Below are 25611 nucleotides of genomic sequence, written 5' to 3' on the forward strand. Positions count from 1 at the left end.
ACATATTTGACAAGCTTAAAAAAGTTCAGTCAGCACAATCATAAATAAAATTCCGAAAATAAAAGAATATGTCGAAGTCAATTCATGACCATCGCCGTGGCTTTCCGGAATCAATTCTTTATAAATGATAAAAAGCATTGCTCCTGCAGCAAAAGCAAGACCGTAAGAAACTAAAGATTCAACAAATGTTGTTAAATAAAACCCTATTAGAGATGTGACAATCTCGATCGCTCCTGTCAACGTTGCAATGAAAAAGGCTTTGATGCGGGAAATGTTCTGATTGATTAAAAAAAGCGCAACTAATAAGCCTTCTGGTGCATTTTGCAGCCCGATTGCAAGAGCAATTAGATGACCTAAATCTTGTTTCTCTGAGGCATAACTTACTCCGACAGATAGACCCTCCGGGAGATTATGTAAGGTGATCGCCGAGATAATGAGCAATGCTTTTTCGTCAAATTGTATTCCTTCTTTCGTATGCTCCAGTTCAATGTGAGGAATATTTTTCTCTAAAATTGTTAATATAAGCACTCCAAGTATTAATCCGATGCACATTTTCATTATATTTCCGTTTGCTAATGCTTCAGGTATCAACCCCCTCATGGAAGCAGCCATCATAATTCCAGCGCTGAATGCTAATAATAAATCTCTTCCTCTATGTTTAATCGTTTTTTGCAAAAAAAGAATCGGGACAGCCCCTAAACCTGTAGACATTGCTGATAAAAAACTCCCAATATATACGTCGTACATAAAATCGTACCCCTTTTCAGAAAAAATAAATTTTGATAATAATGTTTTATAATAGATTTGTTATTTTATCAATAGAAGGAGATTTTATATGAAAGAAGCGCTCTTGTTTATTGTAGAACTGATTAATGATTTTCATGATAATATTATCCATTTAGTAGAAATGGCTGGTTTTCAATTAACAGATAAACAGCTGCATTTTTGGATCATCGGCATTTTCGGCATGGTTATCTTTTTCATTACACATGTGGTATTTAAATATATAGCAAAATTCGGCATTTTATGTATATCGTTTATTTATACAATGACCGTACTAGTTGTCATAGTGTTTGCCATTGAGATTCAACAAAAAATAACGAATAGAGGAAATATGGAATTTGAAGATATTGTGCAAGGACTATGGGGATTTCTCGCTCTGTTCTTCGCTTTTTTGAGCATTTATATCGTTTATAAAGGTGCAGTAAAAATAATGGAAAAAACACGTTCTCAAAAAGGAAGAAAAGGAAAAAGCGGAAGCCGCATGTCAAGATATCATTCATCGTAAGAAAATGATTGGGTACGACTCAGCATTTTTTAGCCCCGATCCTCTAATCGGTTTTTGATTCAAAAATAGATAAAAGAAGGTAGAAACCGTCGCTTTCATCGGTTTCTACCAATCCTGCATCAAATGCATCATCAAGCATTTTTAGATGTGGCTTACATTAGAACAAGAAGGCTGTTTTTCGTCTAGTTCAGAATCACATCGAGCTTCAGCTTTTATTTGATAGCGGCAGCTTTATCGTCACGGTTGTGCCGACATTCAATTTGCTTTCAATCTCAATGGTGCCGCCATACATATCGACAATGCGTTTGCATATTGCCAGTCCAAGTCCGGTACCGCTGTCTTTCATCGTAAAAAATGGGTCAAAAATTTTTTCCATCATTTTTTCAGGAATCCCTTTCCCTGTATCGATCACTTTGATAACTGCAAGATTTGCTTCTTTTTTGACAATCAATTCTAATGATCCGTTCATGTCCATTGCTTCTAAAGCATTTTTCGTTAAATTTAACAAAACTTGTTTAATATGATTTTTTGTACAATAAATCCGAATAGGATTATGCCGATCCATATGAACTTGAAAATTTGTTCGATGGAGATTGATTTCCGATTTAATGATCGGCATGACTTCGTCGATAATCTGATTTAAGTCGTACAGTTTGTGTTTATGAGCGGTTGGTTTGCCGAGAACGAGAAATTCGCTCACAATTTCATTGATTCGGTCGATCTCTTTTTCTATGACGGAAAAATAATGCTGATCTTCTTCTGACTGATATTTTTTCTTTAACAGCTGAATAAAACCGCTAATTCCAGTTAAAGGATTTCGGATTTCATGCGCTGTGCTGGCAGCGAGAGTACCGACCAGTTCAAGCTTTTGCGCTTTAATTTTTTCTTCTTCCAATCTTGCTTTACGTTTCAGCAAATAATATTGGATCAACAAAAAAATAATATTAAAAAAAATGTATACAATGGCGGCATAAGTTAAAACAACTTGAGAGATTTCCAACGGCTTGACCGGAGCGACCGACGCTTTCAGCACCCATGGAAGCTGGGTAATATCAGTTTGAACAGATTTTTCGGAAGCGTCCTTTTCTTTTTCGCCTGCACTGAAAAGAAAGTTGTTCTTCGTGTCGCTCACCACGATATATAAATCTGGGCTCAGTACATTCATAATATTTTGTATATAGTTTATGCTTAATGTGGCGTATAAAACGCCATTTACATCTTTTTGCTGATTTACAATCGGGGTGCAGATCGTGATAAGCTTTTTATCGTGAACTTCTGAAATAGCAGTCTTTTTTGTTGCGAGCGCAGATTGAAAACATTTTTCCGAAGAGATGTCATGATGTAATGAAACGGGTTGAGTGCCGATTTTTATTGTTCCGTCTGCATTTGCGATATAAAGGCCGGTAAAGCGGGGTTCTTGTTGTAGGGTTTCTTTTAGAGCTCTTTGAATTTGGTTTGGATTATTTTCTTGATCTATGAATAACGCCATTGTTTCCATTCTCGTTTTTGTTTCCGAGATTAAGCGGTCAATTTGACTTTGATGAATGTCTAGCATATATACGGCTTCTTTTTCATGTTTCGAAAAGAGAATATTTTTTTGTTTTTCCCATATGATAAACGAAATCAGAAAAGTGGGCAGGATTACGATCAAAATGTAAAGCAAAACCTTATGGCGATGTGTTAAGTCCAGCATTTCTTTAAACTCCTTCTTTTTCATCAACCTTTTTATTATAGCATGATCTTTTGAAAGAAGATCGGGTTTAAAAAAGTTTTTTTATTCTGAAATTTTCTGTGCAGTGATTGACAATAATGAGAAGTTTCACTATTATAATTCAAGACATTGAAATACTAAAGGAATGATGAAAGTTGGCTAAGGATAACAGCAGTATTGAAAAATCTCTAAAATTTTTTATCGTTCTTTCACGTGCTTATCGCGCAATGAATGATCAAGTTAGCAAGCACATTCAATCATATGGATTAAACTTAACGGAATTTGCCGTTTTAGAGCTTTTGTATCATAAAGGAGATCAGCCACTTCAACAAATCGGCGGAAAAATTCTTTTAGCTAGCGGCAGCATTACGTATGTTATTGATAAATTAGAGCAAAAAGGGCTGTTAGTTCGAAAAGCATGCCCTAAAGACCGCCGTGTCACATATGCGGCAATAACGGAAAAGGGGAGAAAATGGATTGAAGAAATCTTTCCTTCTCATCAAGAGATGATTGATTCGATCGTGAATATTTTGACAGAAGATGAGAAGGAAACAGCGATTAATCTATTAAAAAAAGTAGGGTACCATGCGAAAGAAAAATGAAAGCGGAACCGGCTTAATTCGGCTCCGCTTTTTTATTGTTTGGAAGAATTAGAATTTCCACCCGTCTGTTTTTTTGTCTTCCTTCTGCTGTATCATTGGAAGCAACGGGTTTGTATTCGCCGTATCCTTTCGCACTGAACTTGCTTGGGTCGAGATTTTTGTTTTCTAAAATAATTTTCATCACATTTACGGCTCTCATAACACTTAAATGCCAGTTTGAATCAAAGTTTGAATTATGAATCGGTACATTGTCTGTATGTCCGCTGATAACCACGTTGCGGGCACTGCCCATGGCGAGCATTTTGGCAATGTCAGTAGCCAAAATTTCATCTTTTTTTCTCACTTTGGCGCTGCCTGAATCAAACAATATATCGTCCCGAATCGTGATTAACAAACCCTCTTCGTTTAGTGATGTTTTAATATTGTTTTTCAAGTTGTTTTCTTCAATGTATTGATTAAACCGATTTTGAACTTCCGCTAATTCCTCTTGATCGCTGTTTCCCGATTCATCATTGTCATGAGGCTCATTTTGCACTTTTCCATTTTGTTTGTTTTCTTCGATGTTTTCCATTTCTTGTTGTGGTAGAGGGCTCGGATATTCTAAAACGCTTATGCCTCCGTCAAAATTGGAATTGAAAGCTCTTGCTAAACGCTCAAATTTTTGGGCATCTATCGAACTGAGAGCAAATAGGACGATAAAGAGCGCAAGCAAAAGGGTTAAAATATCGGCATAGGGAATAAGCCAGCTTTCATCTGTATGATGGTCATTGCGGTTTTTTTTTCTACTACGCATCGGACGCAACACTTCCTTCATCAGAAATCTTTGCCCGCTCTTTTTCAGGAAGATAAAATGCCAATTTTTGCTGAATCGTCCGCGGTGCCTGTCCTTCTAAAATGGAAAGAATGCCTTCGATCATCACCTGGCGGACGAGCACCTCCTGCTGAGATTTCCGTTTCAGTTTGTTCGCAAATGGGTGCCATAAAACATATCCTGTAAAAATTCCGAGCAAAGTAGCAACGAACGCGGCGCTGATCGAATGTCCGAGCTCCTCAATATTTTCCAAATTGGCTAGTGCGGCAATCAAACCTAATACAGCTCCTAATACGCCAAGAGTCGGAGCATACGTGCCGGCCTGAGAAAAAATGGCGGCGCCTGCTTCATGCCGCTCTTCCATTGCATTGATTTCTTCTGTCATAACATCTCGGATGAACTCGGCAGACTGACCGTCCACAGCCATGCTTAAACCGGTCTTTAAAAATGGGTCATCTATTTCCTGAAGCTTAGCTTCCAGCGCCAACAATCCTTCTTTCCTTGCGATTTGCGCCCATTCAGAGAAAAGGACAATCAACTCTTGAATCGTATAAGTTTGTGTGTCTTTAAATAAGACGCGGAATAATTTCGGTACTCTTTTAATTTCATTTGTCGGAAAGGCAATAACGACCGCAGCAATCGTTCCGATGATAATAATGACGATAGCTGCCGGATTGATTAAGACGGAAAGACTGACACCTTTTAAAACCATGCCGACAATAATTGCCATAATTCCTAAAAAAATGCCGATAATTGATGTTTTGTCCATGTTCATCAAATCCTTCTTCTTTCTATATTCAATTATTATATCGACAAAGAAAGACGAAAATTTTATATTTGATAAAAAAAATAAACGACACCTTCATCGAATCGATTTTTGCGATGCTGCTCCCAAATAAAAAAACTGCCCTAATGGACTGTTAGGGCAGCTGTTATGAACGAATAACAATTTCTTCATTTTCTACGTCGGCGATTAAATGATTGTGCACTTCACCGTCTAACAGGATGTCTGCAATTTTGTCTTCAATATGTTCTTGAATGACGCGGCGAAGCGGACGAGCGCCGAACGATGGATGATAGCCGATTTCTACCAATTTTTCTTTTGCTTTTTCTGTTACGTCCAATGAAATGTTTTGTTCTTTCAACGTGTTCCGAACTTCTTCAAGCATCAAATCAACTATTTTCAAATAATCTTCTTTATCAAGCGGTTTAAATTCGATAATGGCATCGAAACGGTTTAAAAATTCAGGCTTAAAGAATGAACCGAGAGATTCAAGGATGCTTGATTCTTTTTCCACCGTGCTGTTAAAACCGACGTGAACTTGTTTTGCACCTGCTCCAGCGTTAGAGGTCATAATAATGACCGTATCTTTGAAGCTGACGGTGCGGCCTTGGCTGTCTGTCAAGCGTCCGTCTTCTAATATTTGCAAGAAAATGTGCTGTACATCTGGATGAGCTTTTTCAATTTCATCCAGCAGGATAATGCAGTAAGGGTTGCGACGAACCTTTTCCGTTAATTGTCCTGCTTCTTCATGTCCGACATAGCCTGGAGGCGAGCCGATTAATTTTGAAACAGAATGTTTTTCCATATATTCACTCATATCCAAGCGAATCATGGCATCTTTTGAACCGAACAGCTCCAAAGCTAATGTTTTCGACAATTCCGTTTTTCCAACGCCAGTCGGGCCGACGAACAGGAAGGATCCGATTGGTCGGTTTTTTGCTTTCAATCCAGCGCGGCTGCGGCGAATGGCTTTTGCCACTTTCCGGACAGCATCCTCTTGGCCGATAATTTTTTTCGCCAAGTTTTCTTCTAAATGTTTCATTTTTGCTTGCTCATCCTCTTGCAGCTTGCCGACTGGTATGCCGGTTTTTTCTTCGATGATTTTTTGAATGTCTTCTACTTGAACGATTGCTTGCTGTTTGTCCTTTCCTTGTTCAAGCTGCTTTTCAAGGGCAGCTTCTTCGTCGCGAAGCTTAGCTGCAAGTTCGTATCGTTCTTCCTTTAGCGCTTTTTCTTTTTCATGGGCAATTTGTTTAAGCCGCTCGTGGATGTCTGCTTCATTAGCCGGCTCGGCTTTTAAGTTTAATCTTGAACCAGCTTCATCCATTAAATCGATGGCTTTGTCAGGCAAAAAGCGGTCTTGAATATATCGATGAGATAGTGTGACGCAAGCTTTAATCGCATCTTCTGAATATTTGACTTGATGGTATTGTTCATATTTTTCTTGAATTCCTTTTAAAATGCTGATCGCTTCTTCAATGGAAGGTTCTTTCACAATAACCGGCTGGAAGCGTCGTTCAAGGGCTGCATCTTTTTCGATTTGCCGGTATTCTTTTAGAGTTGTTGCTCCGACAACTTGAAGCTCACCGCGGGCGAGCGCTGGCTTTAATATGTTGCCGGCATCCATAGAACCTTCCGCAGAACCGGCGCCGACTAAAAGATGAATTTCATCGATAAACAGGATGATGTTTTTTCGGGCTTGCAATTCTTGAATTAGCTGCTTCATCCGCTGTTCAAATTGTCCGCGAATTCCCGTGTTGGCGACAAGTGATGAAACATCCAGCAAATAAACTTCTTTATTTTTTAATTTTTGCGGAACGTCTCCTTGAGAAATTTTTAAGGCTAGTCCTTCCACAATAGCTGTTTTCCCTACGCCTGGTTCTCCGATTAAAACCGGGTTATTTTTGTTGCGTCGATTTAAAATTTCAATCACTCGTCTTACCTCATCATCGCGGCCGATGACAGGATCAATCAACCCAGCTTTTGCAGCATCCGTTAAATTTCGGCCGAATTGATCGAGGAAGCCGTTCTGTTTTCCGCCCCCTGATTTCGGTTGTGCTTGAACAGCTTGGTCAAAGCTCTCAAAAGAGTTTGGCATAAATGATTGAAATAATTCATCGAAACCGCTGAATCCGTAAAAACCACTTGGGATTTTTTGTTTATATTGTTGATAGCATTCTTGACAGAGACGCATTTCTTGTTTGTTGTGATTGATTTGTACATTTAATAAAACATTGGCTTTTCTTGCTTGGCAATTTTCACACAACATATAACATTCCTCCTTTTTGACTTTGATTAACTTTGACCAAAAGAAGAAACTTCTTCGACTTTCTTTGACTTTTTGGAATCAAAGAAACAATCTCAATCATTCAATAGTTAGATTCACTGTTTGACCTTTTCTGACTTTATTATACTTTGACCTTTTTTGACTTTCAAGTCTTTTTTACAAATTTTTTTCGTCTTTTTTTCCCTTCTTGTCCATATATTGTTGATAAAGTAAGGTGGGTGAAACATGAGCAATAAATGGGTATTGGCACTTCAAATAGCTTCTGTCTATATCGGCACTGTCATCGGTGCAGGGTTTGCAACGGGAAAAGAGATCGTTGAGTTTTTTTCAAAATACGGCGCTGGAGGAATTGTTGGAATTATTTGTTCTGCCGTTTTATTTGTTTGGCTGGGAACGAAAATGATGTTGATCGGAAGACGCATTAATGCATCTTCGTATTTGCAGTTGAACCAATTTTTGTTTGGGACGTTGTCAGCTTATGTAGTCAACGGCTTGATGTTTATGATGCTGATTGGCATCACATCGGTCATGCTGTCGGGGGCGGGGGCGATTTTTGAAGAGCAACTGTCGCTTTCAAAGCAATTTGGAATTTTTTTAACGATTGTGCTTTCCATTGCTGTGATTTCGTTTGGAGTCAAAGGGCTGTCTTCCGTCAATCTATTGGTTGTTCCGCTTTTTATTTTGTTTAGCCTGATCATCTCCATTGAAGCCATCATAAGGGGTGATTTTATCGATTTATCGTTGGATGGAGTGTTTCAACCAGTCAAATCAAGCTTTTTATATGTTTCTTTTAATCTCTCTCTTGCTCAGGCTGTACTTGTTCCGCTCGCAAACGCAATAAAGGATGAAAGCGCCATTAAATTGGGCGGAGTTGTAGGCGGTCTCGGATTAAGCTTCATTTTATTTTCCAGCTATTTCTCCCTTCTGCATTTGCCGGACGCCGGGCTTTTTGAAATCCCAATGGCTGAAATTGTCAAGCAGCTGTTTTCAGGCTTTTATTACATATACATCCTTGTTATTTTTGGAGAAATATTTTCATCGTTGATCGGCAATCTGTATGGTTTGGAACGGCAATTATCATCGGAAAAGCCTTTGGCAAAAATCGCTGGTGTCATTTTCATCCTATTATTATGTTATTTAGTCAGCCTGATAGGATACGGAAAGCTCATTTCCACGCTTTATCCGCTGTTCGGGTATATGAGCATTGCCTTTTTCATATTATTAATGTTCAAAAAAATTCCAGACGATAACAAATCATGATAAAATAGTAGGGAAATGAAGGAGGAGTTTATTTGGATAAAATCGCGGTCATTTCTGATATACATGGGAATATTCCGGCGTTGTCGTCTGTATTGAAAGATATAAGCTTGCGAAATGTAGATCGAATTTTTTGTTTAGGAGATCTTGTCGGAAAAGGACCTGAATCAAAAGAAGCGATCGATATCGTCCGCAGCTCCTGCGATTTTGTTTTAAAAGGAAACTGGGACGAGCTGATTACAAGGGAAGATGTAAACGATGTCGTTCGCTGGCATCAAAATCAGTTGTCGCAAGAAGACATAGAATATTTGCGTAGCCTCCCGTTTTCCATTGATTTTTATATGAGCGGCCGCCGGCTGCGGCTTTTTCATGCATCCCCTTTCAGCGTCTGGATAAGAGTACAGCCTTGGGATTCGATTGAAAAAAGATTGTCCATGTTTGAAAACAGCGTTGAAACCGGTTTGGGAACGAAGGAGCCGGATGTTGTCGGATACGGTGATGTTCATAATGCCTTTATACAGCATTTATCCGGTAAAACGCTTTTTAATGCAGGCAGTGTCGGTAATCCGCTGGACCTGCCCGAAGCATCCTACTGCATTTTGGAAGGCACGTTCAACTCGGAGAAAAGGGCTCCTTTTTCGATTCAGCACATACGTGTTCCATATGATATTGACCTTGCCATTCAATTAGCTAGAAAAAAAGAAATGCCGGAACTAAAAGAGTATATTCAGGAATTAACGACCTCACGCTACAGAGGCTTGGAAAAGGCATGATGCGGAGGTAAAAGTAAAATTATTGTAGGTAAAAATTAGCGCCTTCATTTAATGAGAACTCTGATTGCTCATTAAATGAAAGGGAAAGTGTGGCAGTAATATAAGAAAGTGCGGCTGCTCCTGGTAGAATGATCATGGACTACATTTAGAGGATAAAAAATTGCCCACAAACGCTCGGCTCAATTCTGTTTTTTGAAAAAGGAGATTTTTTTACCAAGAGGGTACCCTGAAAAAAGTGATTTCGCTATCAAAAAATAGCGATTAAAAAAGTTGCCCACAAAGTCTTGAGTGACTCCAGTCGGAGCATGCCGTTTGCATAACCAATTCTGTATGATATAATAAGATACAACTTGAATAAAAATCCGTTTCGAAAGAACGGGAGAGGTTCTAGCACACCCTCTATAAAAAACTAAGGAAAACTATATCCTTGGGATATAGTTTTTTCAATGTTTGCGAAAGGTTTAGAAGTTGAATAGATTTATGATGATTTCGAAAGGCTTCTGAACAGCTTGCTTCCGCCTCTGTAGCAGAAAAAGAAGCATCAGTTTCTGTTTAAGCTAGGCAGTGTGAATGGCTTTCTTTTTTCAGAAAGGAGCGTTTTCAAATGGATAATAAGAAAGCGGTCGTTGTGTTTAGCGGAGGACAAGACAGTACAACTTGTTTGTTTTGGGCGAAGAAACAATTTGATGAGGTGACCGCTGTCACGTTTCATTATAATCAGCGGCATGCACAGGAAATTGAAGCAGCGAAAAACATTGCGAACGAAGCCGGCATACCTCATTATGTGCTGGACATGTCCTTATTAAATCAAATGGCGCCGAATGCATTAACGCGTTCAAATATGGAAATTGAACAAAAGGAAGGAGAGCTTCCCAACACTTTTGTTCCGGGGAGGAATTTAGTTTTTTTGACATTTGCCGCCATTTTGGCGAAACAACTGGGAGCGAAACATATTGTGACAGGTGTATGTGAAACGGATTTCAGCGGCTATCCTGACTGCCGGGACGTGTTCGTAAAATCCTGCAATGTAACGATTAATTTAGCGATGGAAGAGGATTTTGTGATTCACACGCCGCTTATGTGGATCAATAAAGCGGAAACGTGGAAGTTTGCCGATGAGTTAGGGGTGTTCGATATCATTCGCGAAAAAACGTTGACGTGCTATAACGGCATTATTGGCGACGGATGCGGCGAATGCCCTGCTTGCTTATTGAGAAAAAGGGGATTGGAACAATATTTGGCTGAAAAAGGAGCTAATACGTGATGCTTCATCAATTTTATCCGCAAGTTTTTCATAATTATAGTTATGAGCTGAATAAAGATATGCAAATATCTGCTGCACACTACATCCCGCATGAAAAAGCGGGGAAATGCGCCCGTGTACATGGCCACACGTATTTCGTCAATCTCACTATTTGCGGTGATCAGCTTGATGATTCAGGATTCCTTGTGAATTTTCAGCATTTAAAAAAATGGGTTCATGATCGATTTGACCATACGCTGCTCAATGACCATACGGATGTATTCAATGGTCAAAACAGCGAAGACTTTCCAACGACAGAAGTGGTTGCGCGGAAAATTTGGGAAATTGTCCAGGATCATTTAAATGTACTCCCGAATAAACCGAAATGCTTGCAGGTGTTTGTCAGAGAAACGCCGACAAGCTATGTTGTGTACCGTCCGAAAAGGGAGATGAAATAATGAAAAAAATACCGGTCATCGAGATTTTTGGACCGACCATTCAAGGGGAAGGAATGGTGATCGGACAAAAAACAATGTTTGTCCGAACGGCCGGTTGCGACTATTCATGCAGCTGGTGTGATTCAGCTTTTACGTGGAACGGTTCAGCAAAAGATGAAATTAAACAAATGACAGCAGCGGAAATTTTGGACGATCTTATTGAGCTTGGCGGCGATCGCTTCAATCACGTCACCATTTCGGGCGGAAATCCGGCATTGATTAGAGGATTGGATGAATTGATTATCCTTTTAAGGGAGCAAGGATTTCGCACTGCACTGGAGACACAGGGAAGCCGTTATCAAGATTGGTTTTTACTAATCGATGATTTAACTCTTTCTCCCAAGCCTCCTAGTTCAGGGATGAAAACGAACTTTACTGTGCTTGATGACATTATGAAGCGGCTGATCGATGGCGGACGGAAAGACAATGTTAGTCTAAAAGTTGTTGTTTTTAATGAGGAAGATTTTGATTACGCGAAAAACGTCCACCTTCGCTATCCAAATATTTCATTTTATTTGCAGCCTGGAAATGATCAAGTAAACGAACAAAATGATCACCTCCTGAGAAATCAGCTTTTAGAAAAATTAGAATGGCTGATCGAATTGACTGTTCTATCAAAAGAAATGAACGATGCTCGAGTTTTGCCGCAGCTTCATGCACTTGTTTGGGGAAACAAGCGCGGAGTGTAAATTAATAGGAAAGGATGAAAAAAGATGGCTGGAAGAAAAGATGATGAATTGAAAGATCTGACGCTGTTAGGCAACAAAAATACAAAATATTTATTTGAATACAGCCCAGAAGTGTTGGAAGTATTCGATAATAAACATCCAGACCGCGATTATTTCGTGAAGTTCAATTGTCCGGAGTTTACCAGCTTGTGTCAATAAGGGCACACTTCAGTGGCGACACTGTCGGATAAACCTTGTGAATTCAGGGGAAGAGGATAATGGAGTAAAAAGCGGAAATGGCAATTGTAATCGAATAAAAGAAAAACATGTTCTTGTCTCTTATTCCCATTATCTTTCCAACCCTGAGCCAAGCCTCAAATTTAAGGGAATCTTCTTCTTAAATTTGAGGAAGGTGCAGAGACTATCGAAATCACTCCAGCATGAAGCGAGTAAGAGTAGTGTTGGAGGAAGAGAGTAGAGTACACCAAGATGACAGCATATATTATCTTGGTGGAAGCGCAAGGGTTCTTATTCAATATCGCAGTTGAATAAGAATATGATATAGTCCACCTGTTTGTGAAAAACAGAGGCCAATCACCGGACAACCGGACTTCGCGACCATTTATATCAGCTATATTCCAGACAAAAAATGTGTGGAAAGCAAGTCGCTGAAGCTTTATTTGTTCAGCTTCCGCAACCACGGCGATTTCCATGAGGACTGTGTTAATATTATCATGAATGATTTAATCAAGATCATGGAGCCCCGCTACATCGAAGTATGGGGAAAATTTACGCCGCGCGGCGGTATTTCTATTGATCCTTATGTCAATTGGGGACGTCCTGGAACAAAATACGAGAAAATGGCGGAGTATCGTATGATGAACCATGATTTGTACCCGGAAAAAGTGGACAACCGATAAAGCAAGTCGCTTGAGGCGTTTTTTTGATAAAAGAACCTGCCGAAACTTGCGTTAATTGTAAAAAATTCTTGAAATGGCACTAAACTCTTTGATATAAGAAAAAGTAAAACGGAGCATTCAATTCTCCGTTTTACTTTCCGACAATTTTATAGTTTTTATGATTAACTACTGTTTTTTGTTCCAGATCCATTTCCCGAAAGTTTTCCATGTACGTAAGATCGACGATGACGGAGTTTTCATTTACTTTTTCGACAATTCCTTTGAGACCGTCTTTAAATTCAATAACATCTCCAACTTCAGCAATTTTCATTTGTTCTCTCCTTTTTTATGGATTTTCAAATATTTTGCATGATTTCTTTAGAATTGTAAAGTTTTTTTGGACAATCGCAAAAAAATAGGTGAAAAGTTTCCATTGCTCGGTAGACTGTTTTTCATAGAAAAGGAGATGGTCGAGTTGACAAATCAAGAGATACAAGACATTTTAAACAAGCTTCGTGATGGAGAACTGGAAGAATATTGTGTATCAAAGGAAGATTTTATGGCGTTTCGCAAAGTGCTGATCGAAAGGGAAGATTTTAAACATTTTCATGGAACAGCAAAACGCGGTGGCAGCATTGTTTACCGATATACAAAAGATCCAAGAAGCTGACCGATGTCAGCTTCTTAATTTTTGGCACATCTTCCTCTTAAAAACTGCTATTAAAGACTGTTCACTGTTCTTCCCGTGCCTTTACGGCATATTTCTTCAATTTTTTTAATGCTCCTTTTCTCCAATTTTTTACTTTGTTGACTGTGACATTTAGCTCCTCTGCAATTTCCTTCTGAGTTTTTCCTTCAAAAAAATACATGGTAAACCAAATTCGTTGAGCATCTGATAAAGCGGGGGCAATCCGTTCATATAAATCTCTTGCTTCAATGTCTGTATATGGAAAAAATTCCAATTTAGCAGCTATTATGTCATTCGCATGAAGAACATGCCTTTCTTTATATGTTTGTTTTTTCCTTAATTCTGTCATGAGCGAGCCTTTTATCGTTGCATAAGCATAAGTGGCAAACCGTCCTTTCTGTTCGTCATAATTGATGCTTGCTTTCCAGAGGGCGATCGCTGCTATTTGAAAAAACTCGTCTTGGTCTGTATAAATATTTAAAGTTTTCATAATGTGAAAAATTAAAGGGCGAAAAGCAGTTAGCATCTCTTCAAATGATTGATTCTTTTCCACGTGTGCGCATCCTTTCAAAGAGCGCGCTCTTTTTTTTCCGCGGTAATACAATCGTAAACGGTGTAAATCATTTGAGCGAATCATCATGATTAAGATGATACGCGTCCAATTGTCTGGGAAATTCAATTTTCTATATAGGAAAATGCAATTATTTCGTTTCAGCCTCCTCCGTTTTCACCATTTTTCTCATTATTTCTATAGAAGAAATTTAATTGAATAAATAAAAAGATGGCTTGAAAAAATAATGGAAAGAGGTGGGATGAATGAGCCGAATGTATAAGCAAAATTGGAAAAGAAAAGATTCAATTGAAAAATTGTTTGCTGTCTTCCGCAGTTCTACTGATTTTATTCAATATGACGTCAATACAAGCCATATCAAATATTGGATTTCATATTTTGAAACGTTAGTGGATGTAAATATATTAAATGAAAACATTTTAAAGCCGATTCACTCAAAATATTGGCAGTCATTAGAAGAACTAAAAAACATTTTACCGGTCAAAGATATTTTTTTAACCATTGATACGGATTTAATGAAGGAAAAGCTGTTGGAAGGCTTTGTTATGATTTCGCTAAGCGAATATGGATCTCCGTGCTTGCTCGTTAATGCAAAATTAAACAAAGCTAGAGAAGTTACACTCCCGGAAGTGGAATTTACGGTCATCGGTCCGAAAGAGGCGTTTGTTGAGTCCATTGAATCCAATATTAATTTAATTCGAAAACGATTGCCGATTGAAGAGCTGCGCATACGGACTTTAAAAATTGGCAGGCTGACGCAAACGAGATTAGCGATCATCTATATAGAAGGCATAGCGGATGAGGAAAATGTATTTACGGTTTGGCAAAGAATTTCTAATATCCAAATTGATCAAGTGAATGATAGTTCGTACATTACGGAAATGATCTCTGACAATCATAATTCTCCCTTTCCTCAGCTGTTGGATACGGAAAGACCGGACCGTGTAGTTTCCATTTTGGCGGAAGGGAAAATAGCGGTCATTGTGGACGGCTCTCCCCATGTATTAATCGGTCCGACAACTCTTGTCGAATTTTTCGCATCGTTTGAAGATTATTTTTTAAATTGGATTTTGTCTTCCTTTTTCCGTATTATCCGCCTGTTTGCTGTCTCCTTTTCCATATTGGCAACACCGATTTATGTAGCTGTTTTAAATTATCATTATGAATTAATTCCAACTGATTTACTAAACAATTTTGTCACATCCAGAAGGGAGGTCCCAGTTCCGCCTTTTTTAGAGGCGCTGTTTTTGGAAGGAACGATCGAATTGCTGCGTGAGGCGGGCGCCCGGCTGCCGACAAAGGTTGGACAAACGATCGGCATCGTCGGGGGGATTGTAATCGGAACAGCTAGTGTGGAAGCAGGTTTAACAAGCAATATTTTGCTCATCATTGTAGCGCTTGCTGCATTAGCATCATTTACAACACCTGTCTATAAAATGGGCAATACGATCAGGCTTTTGCGTTTTCCTTTTCTCATGTTTGCCGAAATGTACGGTCTTTTAGGAATCGTTTTATGCTTTTGTTTTTTAGCGACCCATCTTTTACGATTAACTTCTCTCGGACGTCCTTTTTTGGAGCCAATCTATCCTCCGAGAATTACCGATTTAAAGGATGCATTCCTGCGTATGCCGTTTTCAATGATGAATGAACGTCCGAAACAGCTGCGGACGGAGCAGCCGAAGCGAATGGATGAAGAGAAATCGAGGGAAAATAAAGATATTGATGAATAACAGCGGAAGAGGAGGAATCCAACTTGGCGCAAATAGCAGAACGTCATAAAGTTTCCGCACCGCTCGTTTTTTATTTAGTGCACAGCACTCAATTCGGCATCGGTGTATTAGGTTTTCAAAAAAATGTCGTCAAGTATGCGGGACATGATTCATGGATTTCAGTTATTTTGATCGGTCTTATTGTTCATCTGTACATTTGGATGATCTATCAAATTTTGAAACGTTCAAGCGGAAGCTTAATGACACTGCAGCACGATTTGTTTGGAAAATGGGTCGGCAATGGATTGAACATTGTTTGGATCATCTATTTTTTTCTTGGAAGCTGCGCCATATTAATAGGATATATTGAAATTTTGAAGGTGTGGATGTTTGAAGATTTAAATATTTGGATTTATACTGCGATTTTTATGGGATTGCTTTATTACATTTTTAACGGTGGATTTCGGGTAGTAACCGGATTTGCTTTTTTTGGAGTGGTTCTGCCGCTTTGGATTTTTCTTACATTTTTAATTTTCCCGACTCGTTTTGCAGATCTTCAGCACCTCTTGCCAATTATGGATCATTCACCTCAGGAAATTTTCATGGGAACGATGCAGATGGTCATAACTGTTATTGGTTTTGAAACTCTTTTTTTGTATTACCCCTTTGTCAAAAATATTGACAAATCCCAAAAATGGGCTCATATTGGAAATTTATTTACAACCTGTTCATATATCATCATCATGATTGTTTCGATCGTTTATTATTCTGCGGAAGAAGAAATATTGCGCAATAAATGGGCGACGCTAGCGATGTGGAAAATTGTTGAACTTCCTTTTGTTGAAAGATTCGAATATATCGGCATTGCTTCTTGGTCTCTCGTCATCTTGCCGAATATTTGCGTCATGTTGTGGAGCGCCAAAAGAGGTATAACAGAAATTTTTGGAATAACAGAAAAGAAGGTAATCATTTCTGTTCTGGTCGTCATGTTTTTTATAGTCAATGTCATTGTTGATAAAGAAGATATTCAATTATTAAATAAGATCATCAATATGTATGCTCTTGGTATTGTATTTTGCTATATTCCGGTTTTATACCTCATTACGTTTGTACGGGATTTATGGAAAAGGAGAACATAAACATGTGGAAAATTCTCTCCTTCATTATGTTGTTCATGCTGATGCTTTATGGATGTCTGGATAAAGAAATTATTGATGATGTCAATTTAGTGATGGTTATTGGATACGATGTCGGCGAAGGCAATAAAATTAAAGGAACCATTGTTGCTCCTGAATATAAAAAGGAGCAGCCGGTCGACAGCAAGGTGATGACGGTCGAATCAGATTTAAGCAGGGATCTGATTTCCGATTTGCAAAAGGAGTCGCCAGCCCCTCTAGTTTATGGAAAATTGCAATTTGCTCTTTACAGTGAAGACGTAGCAAAACAGGGAATTGAAAAATATGTCGACTCGCTTGAACGAGATGCAAGCGTCGGTTCAAAGGTTATTTTAGCGGTCTGCAAAGGTGAAGCGAAAAATTTGCTGGAAGGAAAATATGGACAACAGGGGACTGCCACGTACTTTCGTAATTTAGTGGAGCATAATATGCACCGGGAAAATTTGCCGATTATCAATTTACACACATATTTGCGCAACTTTCGCATGAAAGGAAAAGACCCTTCTTTACCTTTATTAGAAAAGAAAAACGACCATGTCAAAATAACTGGACTTGCCTTGTTTCAAAAGGACAAAATGGTTGGCGAAATCGAAAATGATCAGCTTTTTTATTTTAAGCTTCTTTCCGATCGATATGTTAAAGGAATTCATACGATCACAATGGATGATGGAAATAAAGCATCTATAGAAAGCATCCGTTCGAAAAGAAGAGCGAACATCGATGAAAAAAATCCGTTCCATTTAACGATAGAGCTGGAAATTGAAGGGTATCTACGCGAATATTCGGAAGGGACTGTTCGTCCGGAAATCTTAAAAAAAGCTGAAAAAGCGTTTGAAAAGGAAATTGTGAAGAACAGTATGGAGATGATCGATATGTTTAAAGAGAAAAACATTGATCCGGTTGGATTAGGGGAAGAAATTTTAAGCCATTCGAGAGGTTTAAGAAAATTGAAAAATTGGAGGGATATTTATTCAAAGATGGAAGTCGATGTGCATGCGGATGTAAAAATTACTGAAACTGGTGTGGTGCAATAATTCTAAATATTTGATTGCTTCGTTTGGCCAATGAAACGAGAAACAGAAATAAAAAAGGCTGACTAAAAATTTTCCTCCCTCTTCCGATCCTCTGTCATGTTTTTGAACTTGTCTCATATGCATGAAATAAGAAAAGAGGGAGGAAAAATGAAAACTTTTTTTAAGGGAGCTCTGCTTTTAATCGTTGCTTCGTTTCTAGGGGAATGCTTTGATTTTATGATTAACATGGTATTGACGCGGGAACTTGGTGAAGAAGGCATCGGCCACTATATGTCGATCATGCCTATTATGTTTTTCATTATCGTGTTAGCAAGCTTTGAATTGCCGATATCTATTTCAAAATATGTGGCGGAAACTGAAAAGCCGTACCATTGGCCAATGTTGAAATATGCTTTTCGCCTAACTTTGTGGATCAGCATTTGCTTCAGCTTAATTGTTTTTTTGCTGTTTCCTGCTCTTCCGCCGCTAAAAAGCTATCATCCTTCCGTTACGGTTTTATTTGTACTGCTTGTTCCGATGATTTCTTTTTCCTCTATTGCTAGAGGCTATTTAATGGGCACGCAGCAAATGGGGAAAATTGCATTTGCAAATGGATTTCGCAAGCTTGTTCAGCTTATTCTGCTCATTTTGCTGTTCAACCTGTTTGAATTTTCTCCTGAAATGTCTGTCATTGCAGGGTTAAGCTCATTTATTACAAGCGAAGCCGTTATTGTTCTTTATTTGCTTACCGTTTATGTCTATCAGGCGCAAGAACTAAAAAAAAACACGCTCGCTTCATCCAAAACAGCTTTGATCCGGCGGAGTTTATTTCGTGTCTCTGTTCCGACAACAATTTTGCGCATTTTTCATTCTATGACACATGCGATTCAGCCGTTTTTAATCAAATATGCATTAATGGCAGCAGGTGTTTCGGAGGTTGGAGCGACAGAACAGTTCGGTCTGCTTTCCGGAGTTGCGATGACGATCGGCTTTTTTCCCGCGTTTATCGCTCATGCACTGTTAACGATTTTGATCCCAACTGTATCAGAAGCGTTTGCTAAAGGAAACCAGGAACTTTTAAAGAAGCTTTTGCAGCAATCGCTCGGAATGACAATGCTTTACGGAATACCTGCGATTGTGATTATGTTTGCTTTTGCTGAGCCGCTTACAAGTTTGTTTGTCAACGGAACTACTGCAACACTTTTTTTAAAGCTTTTATGGCCGTACTTTTTTACCCACTTTTTGATCATTCCGCTGCAAGCGTATTTGATCGGTCTGAATTTAATAAAAGATGCTTTGTTTCATACGGTTTGGGCGCATTTTATCTCGTTTGTCGTCATCTTTTTGCTTGGATCGCAGCCAGAATGGCAAATGTCAGGAGTTATTATCGGGCTCAATGCAGGAGGATTGCTGCAATTGTTAATGCATTATATGACAATATGCCAAAAAATCGGCATTGGCTATTGGTCGCTGAAGGAAAAACGTGTTCATTAAGATTTTCCAGGTTGTCTCTACTGTGATCTATCGCAGCAATAAAGTATGAAATAGCGAAAGTCATCATTTTTCCATCATTGAATGGAAAAAAATAGTGCTCTCATGAAGGGGGAAGCGTTTTGAAAAAAACAGCTGCCTTGCTTTTTCATTTTCTGCTTATATCATGTGTGTTTTTAGGAAGTCAAGAGAGCGATTTGAAACAAGAAAATGCACCGAGCAAAACAACCATGAAAGAAATAATAACGAAAGAAAATTCGAAAGTGCCCGCTAACAATTTTGTTTTGCCAACAACTGACGGCAAGATGGTAAAACTTTCGGATTTTAAAGGGAAAAAGGTCGTGATCAATTTTTGGACGACGTGGTGCCCTCCATGTAAGGAAGAATTGCCTGAGCTTCAACGTTTTTATGAACAAGCGGATTCTGAGCACGTCGCATTTTTAGGAATTAACATTACTTCAGAAGAAGGGGGAAAAGAAGAAGTAAAGTCTTTTTTATCAAAGAGCGGATTTGATTTTCCTGTGCTTTTTGATGAAAAAGGCGAAGTCATGAAATTATACAAGGTTATGGTCATTCCCACTACTTTTATAATCGATGAACAAGGACAGGTGTTTAAAAAAATCATTGGTCCCGTAACAACCGAACAATTAAAACGTTTAACCGATTTGTAAAGCACAGCGAAGCTTCTGTGCTTTTCCTTTTTTAAAAAATAGAATTTTAATGCTTAACATATGAATCGACCGATTTTCCAACCTGCGTTTTTGATCTGTAAAAAACCGTGATTGAGAATGATAATAATTATTAATATTAATTATTAATTTAAAATTAATATAATTATTACTTGAAAAAAATAATTGTTGATATATAATATACATATAGATGTTGATATTTTAATAGTTTTTTACTAGTCGCCAAGAATAGCATATGGAATTCAATAGAAGTGAAGCTGAATTTTATTCTCAGTTAGGAGGTTGTAAGTGAGAATGGAAGCAAAGATGTTTCATAATACGGAATTATTTCAAGGGTTGAAACAGCATGTTGAAATGATTGCGGCCATTGTGTCAGGTGTTCTCATTTTTTTCGCTTGGCTGCTTAGCATAGATGATTTCAACATCATATCAACGATTTTATTTATTTTCGCATTCGTTATAGGGGGATTTGCCAAAGCTAAAGAGGGAATTGAAGAAACGATCCGCGAAGGCAAGTTGAATGTAGAGCTGCTGATGGTTTTTGCTGCTATCGGTTCGGCAATCATCGGCCATTGGCTTGAAGGAGCGATTTTAATTTTTATTTTTGCCCTAAGCGGCGCATTAGAAACGTATACAATGAACAAAACAAACAAGGAGATCTCTTCATTGATGGAATTGCAGCCTGAAGAAGCGCTGCTTTTAGTAGATGGACGGGAAGAAAAAGTGCATGTTTCCACTTTATCGATTGGAGATTTGATCATTGTGAAGCCCGGGGACCGCATTCCGGTGGATGGCCAGCTCATAAATGGTCATACGACAGTGGATGAATCAGCTATAACGGGCGAATCCATCCCGGTTGAGAAAGAGCCTGGAAGTGAAGTGTATGCAGGGACTGTAAACGTAAATGGATCGATCACCGTTCGCGTAACGAAAAAAGCATCGGAAACGCTTTTTCAAAAAATTATTGAACTGGTGCAAAACGCCCAATCTGAAAAATCTCCGTCCCAGCAATTTATTGAAAAATTTGAAGGAACGTATGTAAAAGGTGTGCTTATTGCAGTGGCTGTTTTGATGTTTGCTCCTCCATTTTTATTAGGCTGGAGCTTTCAGGAAGCTTTTTACAGATCGATGGTGTTTATGGTAGTGGCTTCCCCGTGCGCGCTCGTCGCCTCGATCATGCCGGCGACGTTATCCGCTATTTCTAACGGGGCAAGAAACGGCATTTTGTTTAAAGGGGGCGTACATTTAGAGCGTCTTAATAAAATTCGGGCGGTCGCGTTTGATAAAACGGGAACTTTGACAAAAGGCGAGCCGATCGTCACGGACGTAATCGTACGCCCAGACATCGAAAAAACAGAGCTGCTACAAGCAGTTTATAATATTGAGCGGCAATCCTCCCATCCTCTTGCCAAAGCTATTACAGCTTATATTCAGGAAAATGTAAAAGGACTGAAAGATGAATGGGTATCAGTGGATGAACATTCAGGGTTTGGAGTTTCTGCTTCTTGGAACGGGCAGAAAATATTCGTTGGGAAAGCTGCGTTTGTCGGAAAAGAAGAGGCTGAACAATTTCAAAACTCTGTTTCCAAGAAATTATACAAACAAGGAAAAACGGTTGTTTATGTTAAAGACGAAAAAGGAATTGCCGCAAGCATCGCTTTAAAAGATGTACTTAGACCTGATATGAAAAATTTGATGGATGAATTGAAAAGCAAAGGCATCTATACGGTGATGCTGACGGGCGATACGAAAGCGTCAGCTGAAGCCATTGCTAAAGAGGCATCCGTTGATGAATTTCACGGTGAATGTCTGCCTGAAAGCAAAGTTGACCGAATAAAGCAGTTGAATAAACAATTCGGCGTAACGGCGATGATCGGCGACGGTATCAATGACGCACCAGCTTTAAAAACAGCATCTGTCGGTATAGCAATGGGGGAGGGAACGGATGTTGCTTTGGAAACAGCAGATGTTGTATTAATGAAAAACGATTTAACGAAATTGATCAAAGCGATCGAATTGTCGCAAAAAATGAACAAAATTGTGAAACAAAATATTGCCTTTTCTCTATCGGTCATCGCCCTTCTCATATGTGCTAATTTCCTTCAAGTCATTGACTTGCCGTTCGGAGTCATTGGCCACGAAGGAAGCACCATACTTGTCATTTTAAATGGATTGCGGCTATTAAGATCATAAATAAGAAGAATAACAAGGCGGATTAAGCTATATGATCCGCCTTTTATTTTCTTTTAAAAAGTCATTTGGTTCAGAGTCATCGGGTCGTTTCGTTACAATTATGTATGCAGCTACAATAAAAATGAATCCAACCACCCACCCGATTACCGAACTGTAATAATACACATCAATTAACATCATGCCGATTATGGGTGACGAAAATGCCGCCAAGCAGAGGATCGGGACGATATTTCTTTTGATAAATGTCACAAAAAATACACTCCTTAACTCCCCCGATTGCTTTACCATTATTATTATACTAGAATGGTTTTATTTATAAAATATTCCGAGAAAAATGTAAACAACATTTAAAATAACTTTGAAGGTGAAAAATCCTCCACATTTCTTATTGATATGAATGTTCTTTTCGCTTAAAATGATATTTCATTGAATGGACACAATAGAGAGGAAGAACATCATGTGGAGAAAATGGATTGTTTTATTTTTTGGTTTGCTTGCATTATTTTTCGGATGGGAGCTTTGGCAAAAAGATGATTCAGCCGTAAACAATCGGTTGGAAGCCAAAGTAATTGATGTCGTCGATGGTGATACGATGAAAGTCATCGTCAACAATAAAAAAGAAACAATCCGACTTCTTCTTGTCGATACTCCTGAATCTGTACACCCAACGAAGCCTGTGCAGCCATTTGCAATCGAAGCAAGCAATTTTGCAAAAGAAATGCTGTCAGACAAAAAAGTTGAATTAGAGCTTGGCGTTAGAGAACGTGACAAGTATGGAAGATTGCTTGTTTATTTATATATAAACGGACAAATGTTTAATGAAATGCTGCTTGAAAACGGGCTAGCCCGCGTCGCATACGTTCATCAGCCAAATACAAAATATGTAGACCGTTTTTTGGATGTTCAAAAAAAAGCCCAGCAAAAAGAAATCGGAATCTGGAGTATAGAAAACTATGTTACAAACGATGGATTTAATGATAAGATTGGACAAGACGACAAAAAAGAGGGCTGCGACATAAAAGGAAACATTAATTCAAAAGGTGAAAAAATATACCATATGCCTGGCAGCAGGCACTATTATATAACAAAACCAGAAATGATGTTTTGTACAGAGGAGGAAGCAAAAGAAGCCGGATTTCGAAAAGCTGAATAACGAGAAAATCATTTAAGCGGGAAAATTTTTTGATATAATACATTTTATTAAAACATGAGATGGCAGCAATTATTGAACTGCATAATGAGGTGATGGAATGAAACGAATAGCTGTATTAACGTCTGGCGGAGATTCTCCGGGGATGAATGCTGGAATACGTGCAGTTGTAAGAAAAGGGATATTTCATGGGTTGGAAGTTTATGGAGTATACCATGGATATCAAGGATTAATTAACGGTGACATAAAAAAATTAGAGCTTGGCTCTGTAGGGGACATTATTCACCGCGGCGGCACGATTCTCCAATCGTCGCGCTCTGAACAATTTAAAACAGAAGAAGGACAGCTTCTTGCGATTCAACAATTAAAATCATTTGAAATTGAAGGTCTTGTTGTAATTGGCGGAGACGGATCATACCGAGGGGCTTTGAAGCTGACGGAAAAAGGCTTCCCTTGCATTGGATTGCCTGGAACGATCGATAACGATATTCCAGGAACAGATTTCACGATCGGATTTGATACAGCTCTAAATACGGTTGTAAGGGCAATGGACCAAATTAGGGACACAGCGCAATCCCATGAGCGGATTTTTATAATCGAAGTGATGGGGCGGCATGCTGGTGATATAGCGCTTTGGGCAGGAGTAGCTGGAGGCGCTGAAACGATCTTAATCCCTGAAAGATCGTTTGACTTAGATGATATTGTCAAGCGGTTGGAGCATGGTGTTGAACGCGGGAAAAAACATTCCATTATTGCGTTAGCTGAAGGAGTTATGAGCGCATCAAAACTTGCCGATATTTTAAAGGAAAAATACGGCATTGAGACGCGAGTATCGGTATTAGGACATATTCAGCGCGGCGGCTCTCCAACTGGATTTGATAGAGTTCTTGCTTCCAGAATGGGAGCGAGAGCAGTTGAGCTTCTGTTAGAAGGAAAAGGCGGAAGAGCAGTCGGAATACAGAAAAACCAAATCGTTGATCATGATATTGAAGAGATATTGAAAGAAAAGAGCGAACCAATCGGAGAATTATATACGTTGTCAAAACAGCTTTCTATTTAAAAAGAGCGGACACCGCTCTTTTATTTTTTCATCCGTTCCGTTTTGTGATACACAATAGTTTTGCATTTACGAAGTCTCCTTTTTTAATGGGGTTTGACCACTTTCATAATAAAAGAGAGCACTTCGTAAATGCTTTTTTAATTTTGATGAAATTCATTACTCAAACATTTAGTTTTATCCAAATAAAATATTGACGAAACCAAAGAGATTCCGTTTATTGGAAATGGTCAAAACGGCATCAACAGCCGTTGTCTGCAGCGACAGGGCTCCGTTTTCATTTCTTTTTTCACCTTTTTACATATTTGCTGCCCCTTTTTTTTCATTTCTTTATATAAAGAAGGTGAAAGGAGGTGCGAGCAATGGCTGAGGTTCAACCGGTCAAATCACAATTGCGTCTTGTTTTTGAAGAAGGTTTTGATCATTCCGGCAAGCCGCTGTATCGCTATAAAAATTACAGCAATATTAAAACGTCAGCTAGTGCAGATGATTTGCTTAGAGCAGCCCAAGCAATTGCCAGTCTTCAAAAAATGCCGCTTGCCAAAGTGGAACGAAACGATACGCATCAAATTAATGCATAAGTAATCTGGGGGTGAAAAAATGTCTAAATCGCTCGATCTTCTTTTTGCCAATACGGAAGGAAAGACAGTCAGAATTAATGTTGATGAACCTAAGGATTCATTAACAGCAGAGCAAATTGGTCAAGCTATGGAAACAATCATTCAATCAAATGTTTTTACTTCTTCTGGGGGTTCGCTCGTTTCAAAAAAAGGAGCCAGAATTATTGAGCAAACGGTGACAGAATATACGATGAGCTGACGGAAGCGGCCTGTTTCCGGTTCGGGAACAGGCCGGATTTCAGATGCCATAAAGGGAGGGATTGGTTTGCACGATTGGCTGTCGTTTATCAGCGATGTCGGTTTTCCTATTGTTGTGACGCTCTATTTGCTTCACCGGATTGAAGGCAAGCTTGATGACTTAAACCATTCGATTCAAATGATCCCGGTTTATTTGACACAAAAAGAAAATTAATCTCTCTCGATTGATAGCAATCA

27 protein-coding genes, 2 pseudogenes and 1 riboswitch are annotated in these 25611 nt (G+C 38.8%); of the genes and pseudogenes, 21 read left to right on the forward strand and 8 right to left on the reverse strand.

The genetic code is table 11. The annotated features are described in order from the left end of the window. Positions 1-15: 15 nt before the first annotated feature. A complete protein-coding gene (locus tag NSQ84_RS06595; protein WP_063389365.1) occupies positions 16-747 on the reverse strand; it encodes a ZIP family metal transporter in 732 nt (243 codons plus the stop codon). Positions 748-835: 88 nt separating this feature from the next. Here NSQ84_RS06595 and NSQ84_RS06600 point away from each other — a divergent pair, with 88 nt between their 5' ends. Next, positions 836-1288, forward strand: a complete 453-nt coding sequence (locus tag NSQ84_RS06600) for a hypothetical protein (RefSeq protein ID WP_339212453.1) — start codon at positions 836-838, stop codon at positions 1286-1288. A gap of 205 nt (positions 1289-1493) precedes the next feature. Here NSQ84_RS06600 and NSQ84_RS06605 read toward each other — a convergent pair whose 3' ends face one another. Beyond that, on the reverse strand, positions 1494-2981 hold the full coding sequence (locus NSQ84_RS06605) for an ATP-binding protein (protein WP_311067140.1): 1488 nt from the start codon (positions 2979-2981) through the stop codon (positions 1494-1496). A gap of 173 nt (positions 2982-3154) precedes the next feature. On the opposite strand from NSQ84_RS06605, the gene NSQ84_RS06610 reads away from it, so the two are divergent. Further along, positions 3155-3601 carry a MarR family transcriptional regulator gene (locus NSQ84_RS06610; protein ID WP_327863584.1) on the forward strand — a complete coding sequence of 149 codons (447 nt, stop codon included), beginning with the start codon at positions 3155-3157 and terminating at the stop codon, positions 3599-3601. Positions 3602-3614: 13 nt separating this feature from the next. Here NSQ84_RS06610 and motB read toward each other — a convergent pair whose 3' ends face one another. The 3 genes from motB to NSQ84_RS06625 form a co-directional block, all read right to left on the reverse strand. Beyond that, positions 3615-4394, reverse strand: a complete 780-nt coding sequence (gene motB / locus NSQ84_RS06615; RefSeq protein ID WP_063389361.1) for a flagellar motor protein MotB — start codon at positions 4392-4394, stop codon at positions 3615-3617. Then, positions 4387-5181 (reverse strand): flagellar motor stator protein MotA, encoded by a 795-nt coding sequence (gene motA, locus NSQ84_RS06620; RefSeq protein WP_063389457.1) that lies wholly within the window; start codon positions 5179-5181, stop codon positions 4387-4389. Before motA ends, motB begins: the two co-directional genes overlap by 8 nt. Before the next feature lie 163 nt (positions 5182-5344). Then, complete coding sequence (locus NSQ84_RS06625) at positions 5345-7465, reverse strand: ATP-dependent Clp protease ATP-binding subunit (protein ID WP_063389360.1); 2121 nt, start codon at positions 7463-7465, stop codon at positions 5345-5347. Positions 7466-7708: 243 nt separating this feature from the next. Between NSQ84_RS06625 and NSQ84_RS06630 the strand changes: the two genes are divergently transcribed. The 7 genes and pseudogenes from NSQ84_RS06630 to queF form a co-directional block, all read left to right on the forward strand. Further along, positions 7709-8743, forward strand: a complete 1035-nt coding sequence (locus tag NSQ84_RS06630) for a hypothetical protein (RefSeq protein ID WP_066247941.1) — start codon at positions 7709-7711, stop codon at positions 8741-8743. Positions 8744-8775: 32 nt separating this feature from the next. Continuing rightward, positions 8776-9513, forward strand: coding sequence for a metallophosphoesterase family protein (locus tag NSQ84_RS06635; RefSeq protein ID WP_066247942.1), 738 nt, complete (start codon positions 8776-8778; stop codon positions 9511-9513). Between the two features lie 375 nt (positions 9514-9888). After that, positions 9889-9932: riboswitch (PreQ1 riboswitch) on the forward strand. Positions 9933-10117: 185 nt separating this feature from the next. Continuing rightward, complete coding sequence (gene queC / locus NSQ84_RS06640; protein ID WP_063389357.1) at positions 10118-10777, forward strand: 7-cyano-7-deazaguanine synthase QueC; 660 nt, start codon at positions 10118-10120, stop codon at positions 10775-10777. Further along, entirely contained in the window at positions 10777-11214 is a 438-nt protein-coding gene (queD, locus tag NSQ84_RS06645; protein WP_066247944.1) for a 6-carboxytetrahydropterin synthase QueD, read from the forward strand. Before queC ends, queD begins: the two co-directional genes overlap by 1 nt. Continuing rightward, the gene (queE, locus tag NSQ84_RS06650) at positions 11214-11942 is read left to right on the forward strand and encodes a 7-carboxy-7-deazaguanine synthase QueE (protein WP_063389355.1); all 729 of its coding nucleotides are present in this window, start codon (positions 11214-11216) and stop codon (positions 11940-11942) included. Before queD ends, queE begins: the two co-directional genes overlap by 1 nt. A gap of 24 nt (positions 11943-11966) precedes the next feature. Further along, a pseudogene (locus NSQ84_RS06655) lies at positions 11967-12134 on the forward strand (NADPH-dependent 7-cyano-7-deazaguanine reductase QueF); the annotation flags it as partial. 383 nt (positions 12135-12517) lie between these two features. After that, a pseudogene (gene queF, locus NSQ84_RS06660) lies at positions 12518-12841 on the forward strand (preQ(1) synthase); the annotation flags it as partial. Positions 12842-12971: 130 nt separating this feature from the next. Here queF and NSQ84_RS06665 read toward each other — a convergent pair. After that, entirely contained in the window at positions 12972-13151 is a 180-nt protein-coding gene (locus NSQ84_RS06665; protein ID WP_063389354.1) for a DUF2187 family protein, read from the reverse strand. 135 nt (positions 13152-13286) lie between these two features. Between NSQ84_RS06665 and NSQ84_RS06670 the strand changes: the two genes are divergently transcribed. After that, on the forward strand, positions 13287-13490 hold the full coding sequence (locus NSQ84_RS06670; protein WP_063389456.1) for a hypothetical protein: 204 nt from the start codon (positions 13287-13289) through the stop codon (positions 13488-13490). 61 nt (positions 13491-13551) lie between these two features. Here the strand turns inward: NSQ84_RS06670 and NSQ84_RS06675 are convergent, their stop codons facing one another. Then, positions 13552-14061: a sigma-70 family RNA polymerase sigma factor gene (locus NSQ84_RS06675; protein WP_063389353.1), complete on the reverse strand. Its 510-nt coding sequence runs from the start codon at positions 14059-14061 to the stop codon at positions 13552-13554. 272 nt (positions 14062-14333) lie between these two features. On the opposite strand from NSQ84_RS06675, the gene NSQ84_RS06680 reads away from it, so the two are divergent. The 6 genes from NSQ84_RS06680 (at position 14334) to NSQ84_RS06705 (ending at position 22349) form a co-directional block, all read left to right on the forward strand. Further along, positions 14334-15809, forward strand: coding sequence for a spore germination protein (locus tag NSQ84_RS06680; RefSeq protein WP_311067334.1), 1476 nt, complete (start codon positions 14334-14336; stop codon positions 15807-15809). Between the two features lie 23 nt (positions 15810-15832). Beyond that, positions 15833-16927 (forward strand): GerAB/ArcD/ProY family transporter, encoded by a 1095-nt coding sequence (locus tag NSQ84_RS06685; RefSeq protein ID WP_327873536.1) that lies wholly within the window; start codon positions 15833-15835, stop codon positions 16925-16927. Between the two features lie 2 nt (positions 16928-16929). Beyond that, the gene (locus tag NSQ84_RS06690; protein ID WP_157727934.1) at positions 16930-17997 is read left to right on the forward strand and encodes a Ger(x)C family spore germination protein; all 1068 of its coding nucleotides are present in this window, start codon (positions 16930-16932) and stop codon (positions 17995-17997) included. A 147-nt stretch (positions 17998-18144) separates the two neighbouring features. Then, positions 18145-19470 carry an oligosaccharide flippase family protein gene (locus tag NSQ84_RS06695; protein WP_094245541.1) on the forward strand — a complete coding sequence of 442 codons (1326 nt, stop codon included), beginning with the start codon at positions 18145-18147 and terminating at the stop codon, positions 19468-19470. A gap of 119 nt (positions 19471-19589) precedes the next feature. Next, a complete protein-coding gene (locus tag NSQ84_RS06700) occupies positions 19590-20138 on the forward strand; it encodes a TlpA disulfide reductase family protein (protein ID WP_094245542.1) in 549 nt (182 codons plus the stop codon). Between the two features lie 312 nt (positions 20139-20450). Then, on the forward strand, positions 20451-22349 hold the full coding sequence (locus tag NSQ84_RS06705) for a heavy metal translocating P-type ATPase (RefSeq protein ID WP_063389348.1): 1899 nt from the start codon (positions 20451-20453) through the stop codon (positions 22347-22349). A 27-nt stretch (positions 22350-22376) separates the two neighbouring features. Here the strand turns inward: NSQ84_RS06705 and NSQ84_RS06710 are convergent, their stop codons facing one another. Continuing rightward, complete coding sequence (locus NSQ84_RS06710) at positions 22377-22598, reverse strand: hypothetical protein (protein ID WP_082829436.1); 222 nt, start codon at positions 22596-22598, stop codon at positions 22377-22379. Between the two features lie 208 nt (positions 22599-22806). Between NSQ84_RS06710 and NSQ84_RS06715 the strand changes: the two genes are divergently transcribed. The 5 genes from NSQ84_RS06715 (at position 22807) to NSQ84_RS06735 (ending at position 25588) form a co-directional block, all read left to right on the forward strand. Beyond that, entirely contained in the window at positions 22807-23502 is a 696-nt protein-coding gene (locus NSQ84_RS06715) for a thermonuclease family protein (protein ID WP_311067148.1), read from the forward strand. 97 nt (positions 23503-23599) lie between these two features. Beyond that, positions 23600-24559, forward strand: coding sequence for a 6-phosphofructokinase (gene pfkA, locus NSQ84_RS06720; RefSeq protein WP_066247956.1), 960 nt, complete (start codon positions 23600-23602; stop codon positions 24557-24559). A 359-nt stretch (positions 24560-24918) separates the two neighbouring features. Then, entirely contained in the window at positions 24919-25137 is a 219-nt protein-coding gene (locus NSQ84_RS06725; protein ID WP_063389344.1) for a DUF1659 domain-containing protein, read from the forward strand. A 19-nt stretch (positions 25138-25156) separates the two neighbouring features. Next, positions 25157-25375, forward strand: a complete 219-nt coding sequence (locus NSQ84_RS06730; RefSeq protein ID WP_063389343.1) for a DUF2922 domain-containing protein — start codon at positions 25157-25159, stop codon at positions 25373-25375. Between the two features lie 66 nt (positions 25376-25441). Beyond that, positions 25442-25588 carry a YvrJ family protein gene (locus NSQ84_RS06735; RefSeq protein WP_063389342.1) on the forward strand — a complete coding sequence of 49 codons (147 nt, stop codon included), beginning with the start codon at positions 25442-25444 and terminating at the stop codon, positions 25586-25588. The last annotated feature ends 23 nt before the right edge of the window (positions 25589-25611 follow it).

It is taken from the genome of Aeribacillus sp. FSL K6-3256, from assembly GCF_037965805.1.
Classification (GTDB): Bacteria; Bacillota; Bacilli; order Bacillales; family Aeribacillaceae; genus Aeribacillus; species Aeribacillus composti.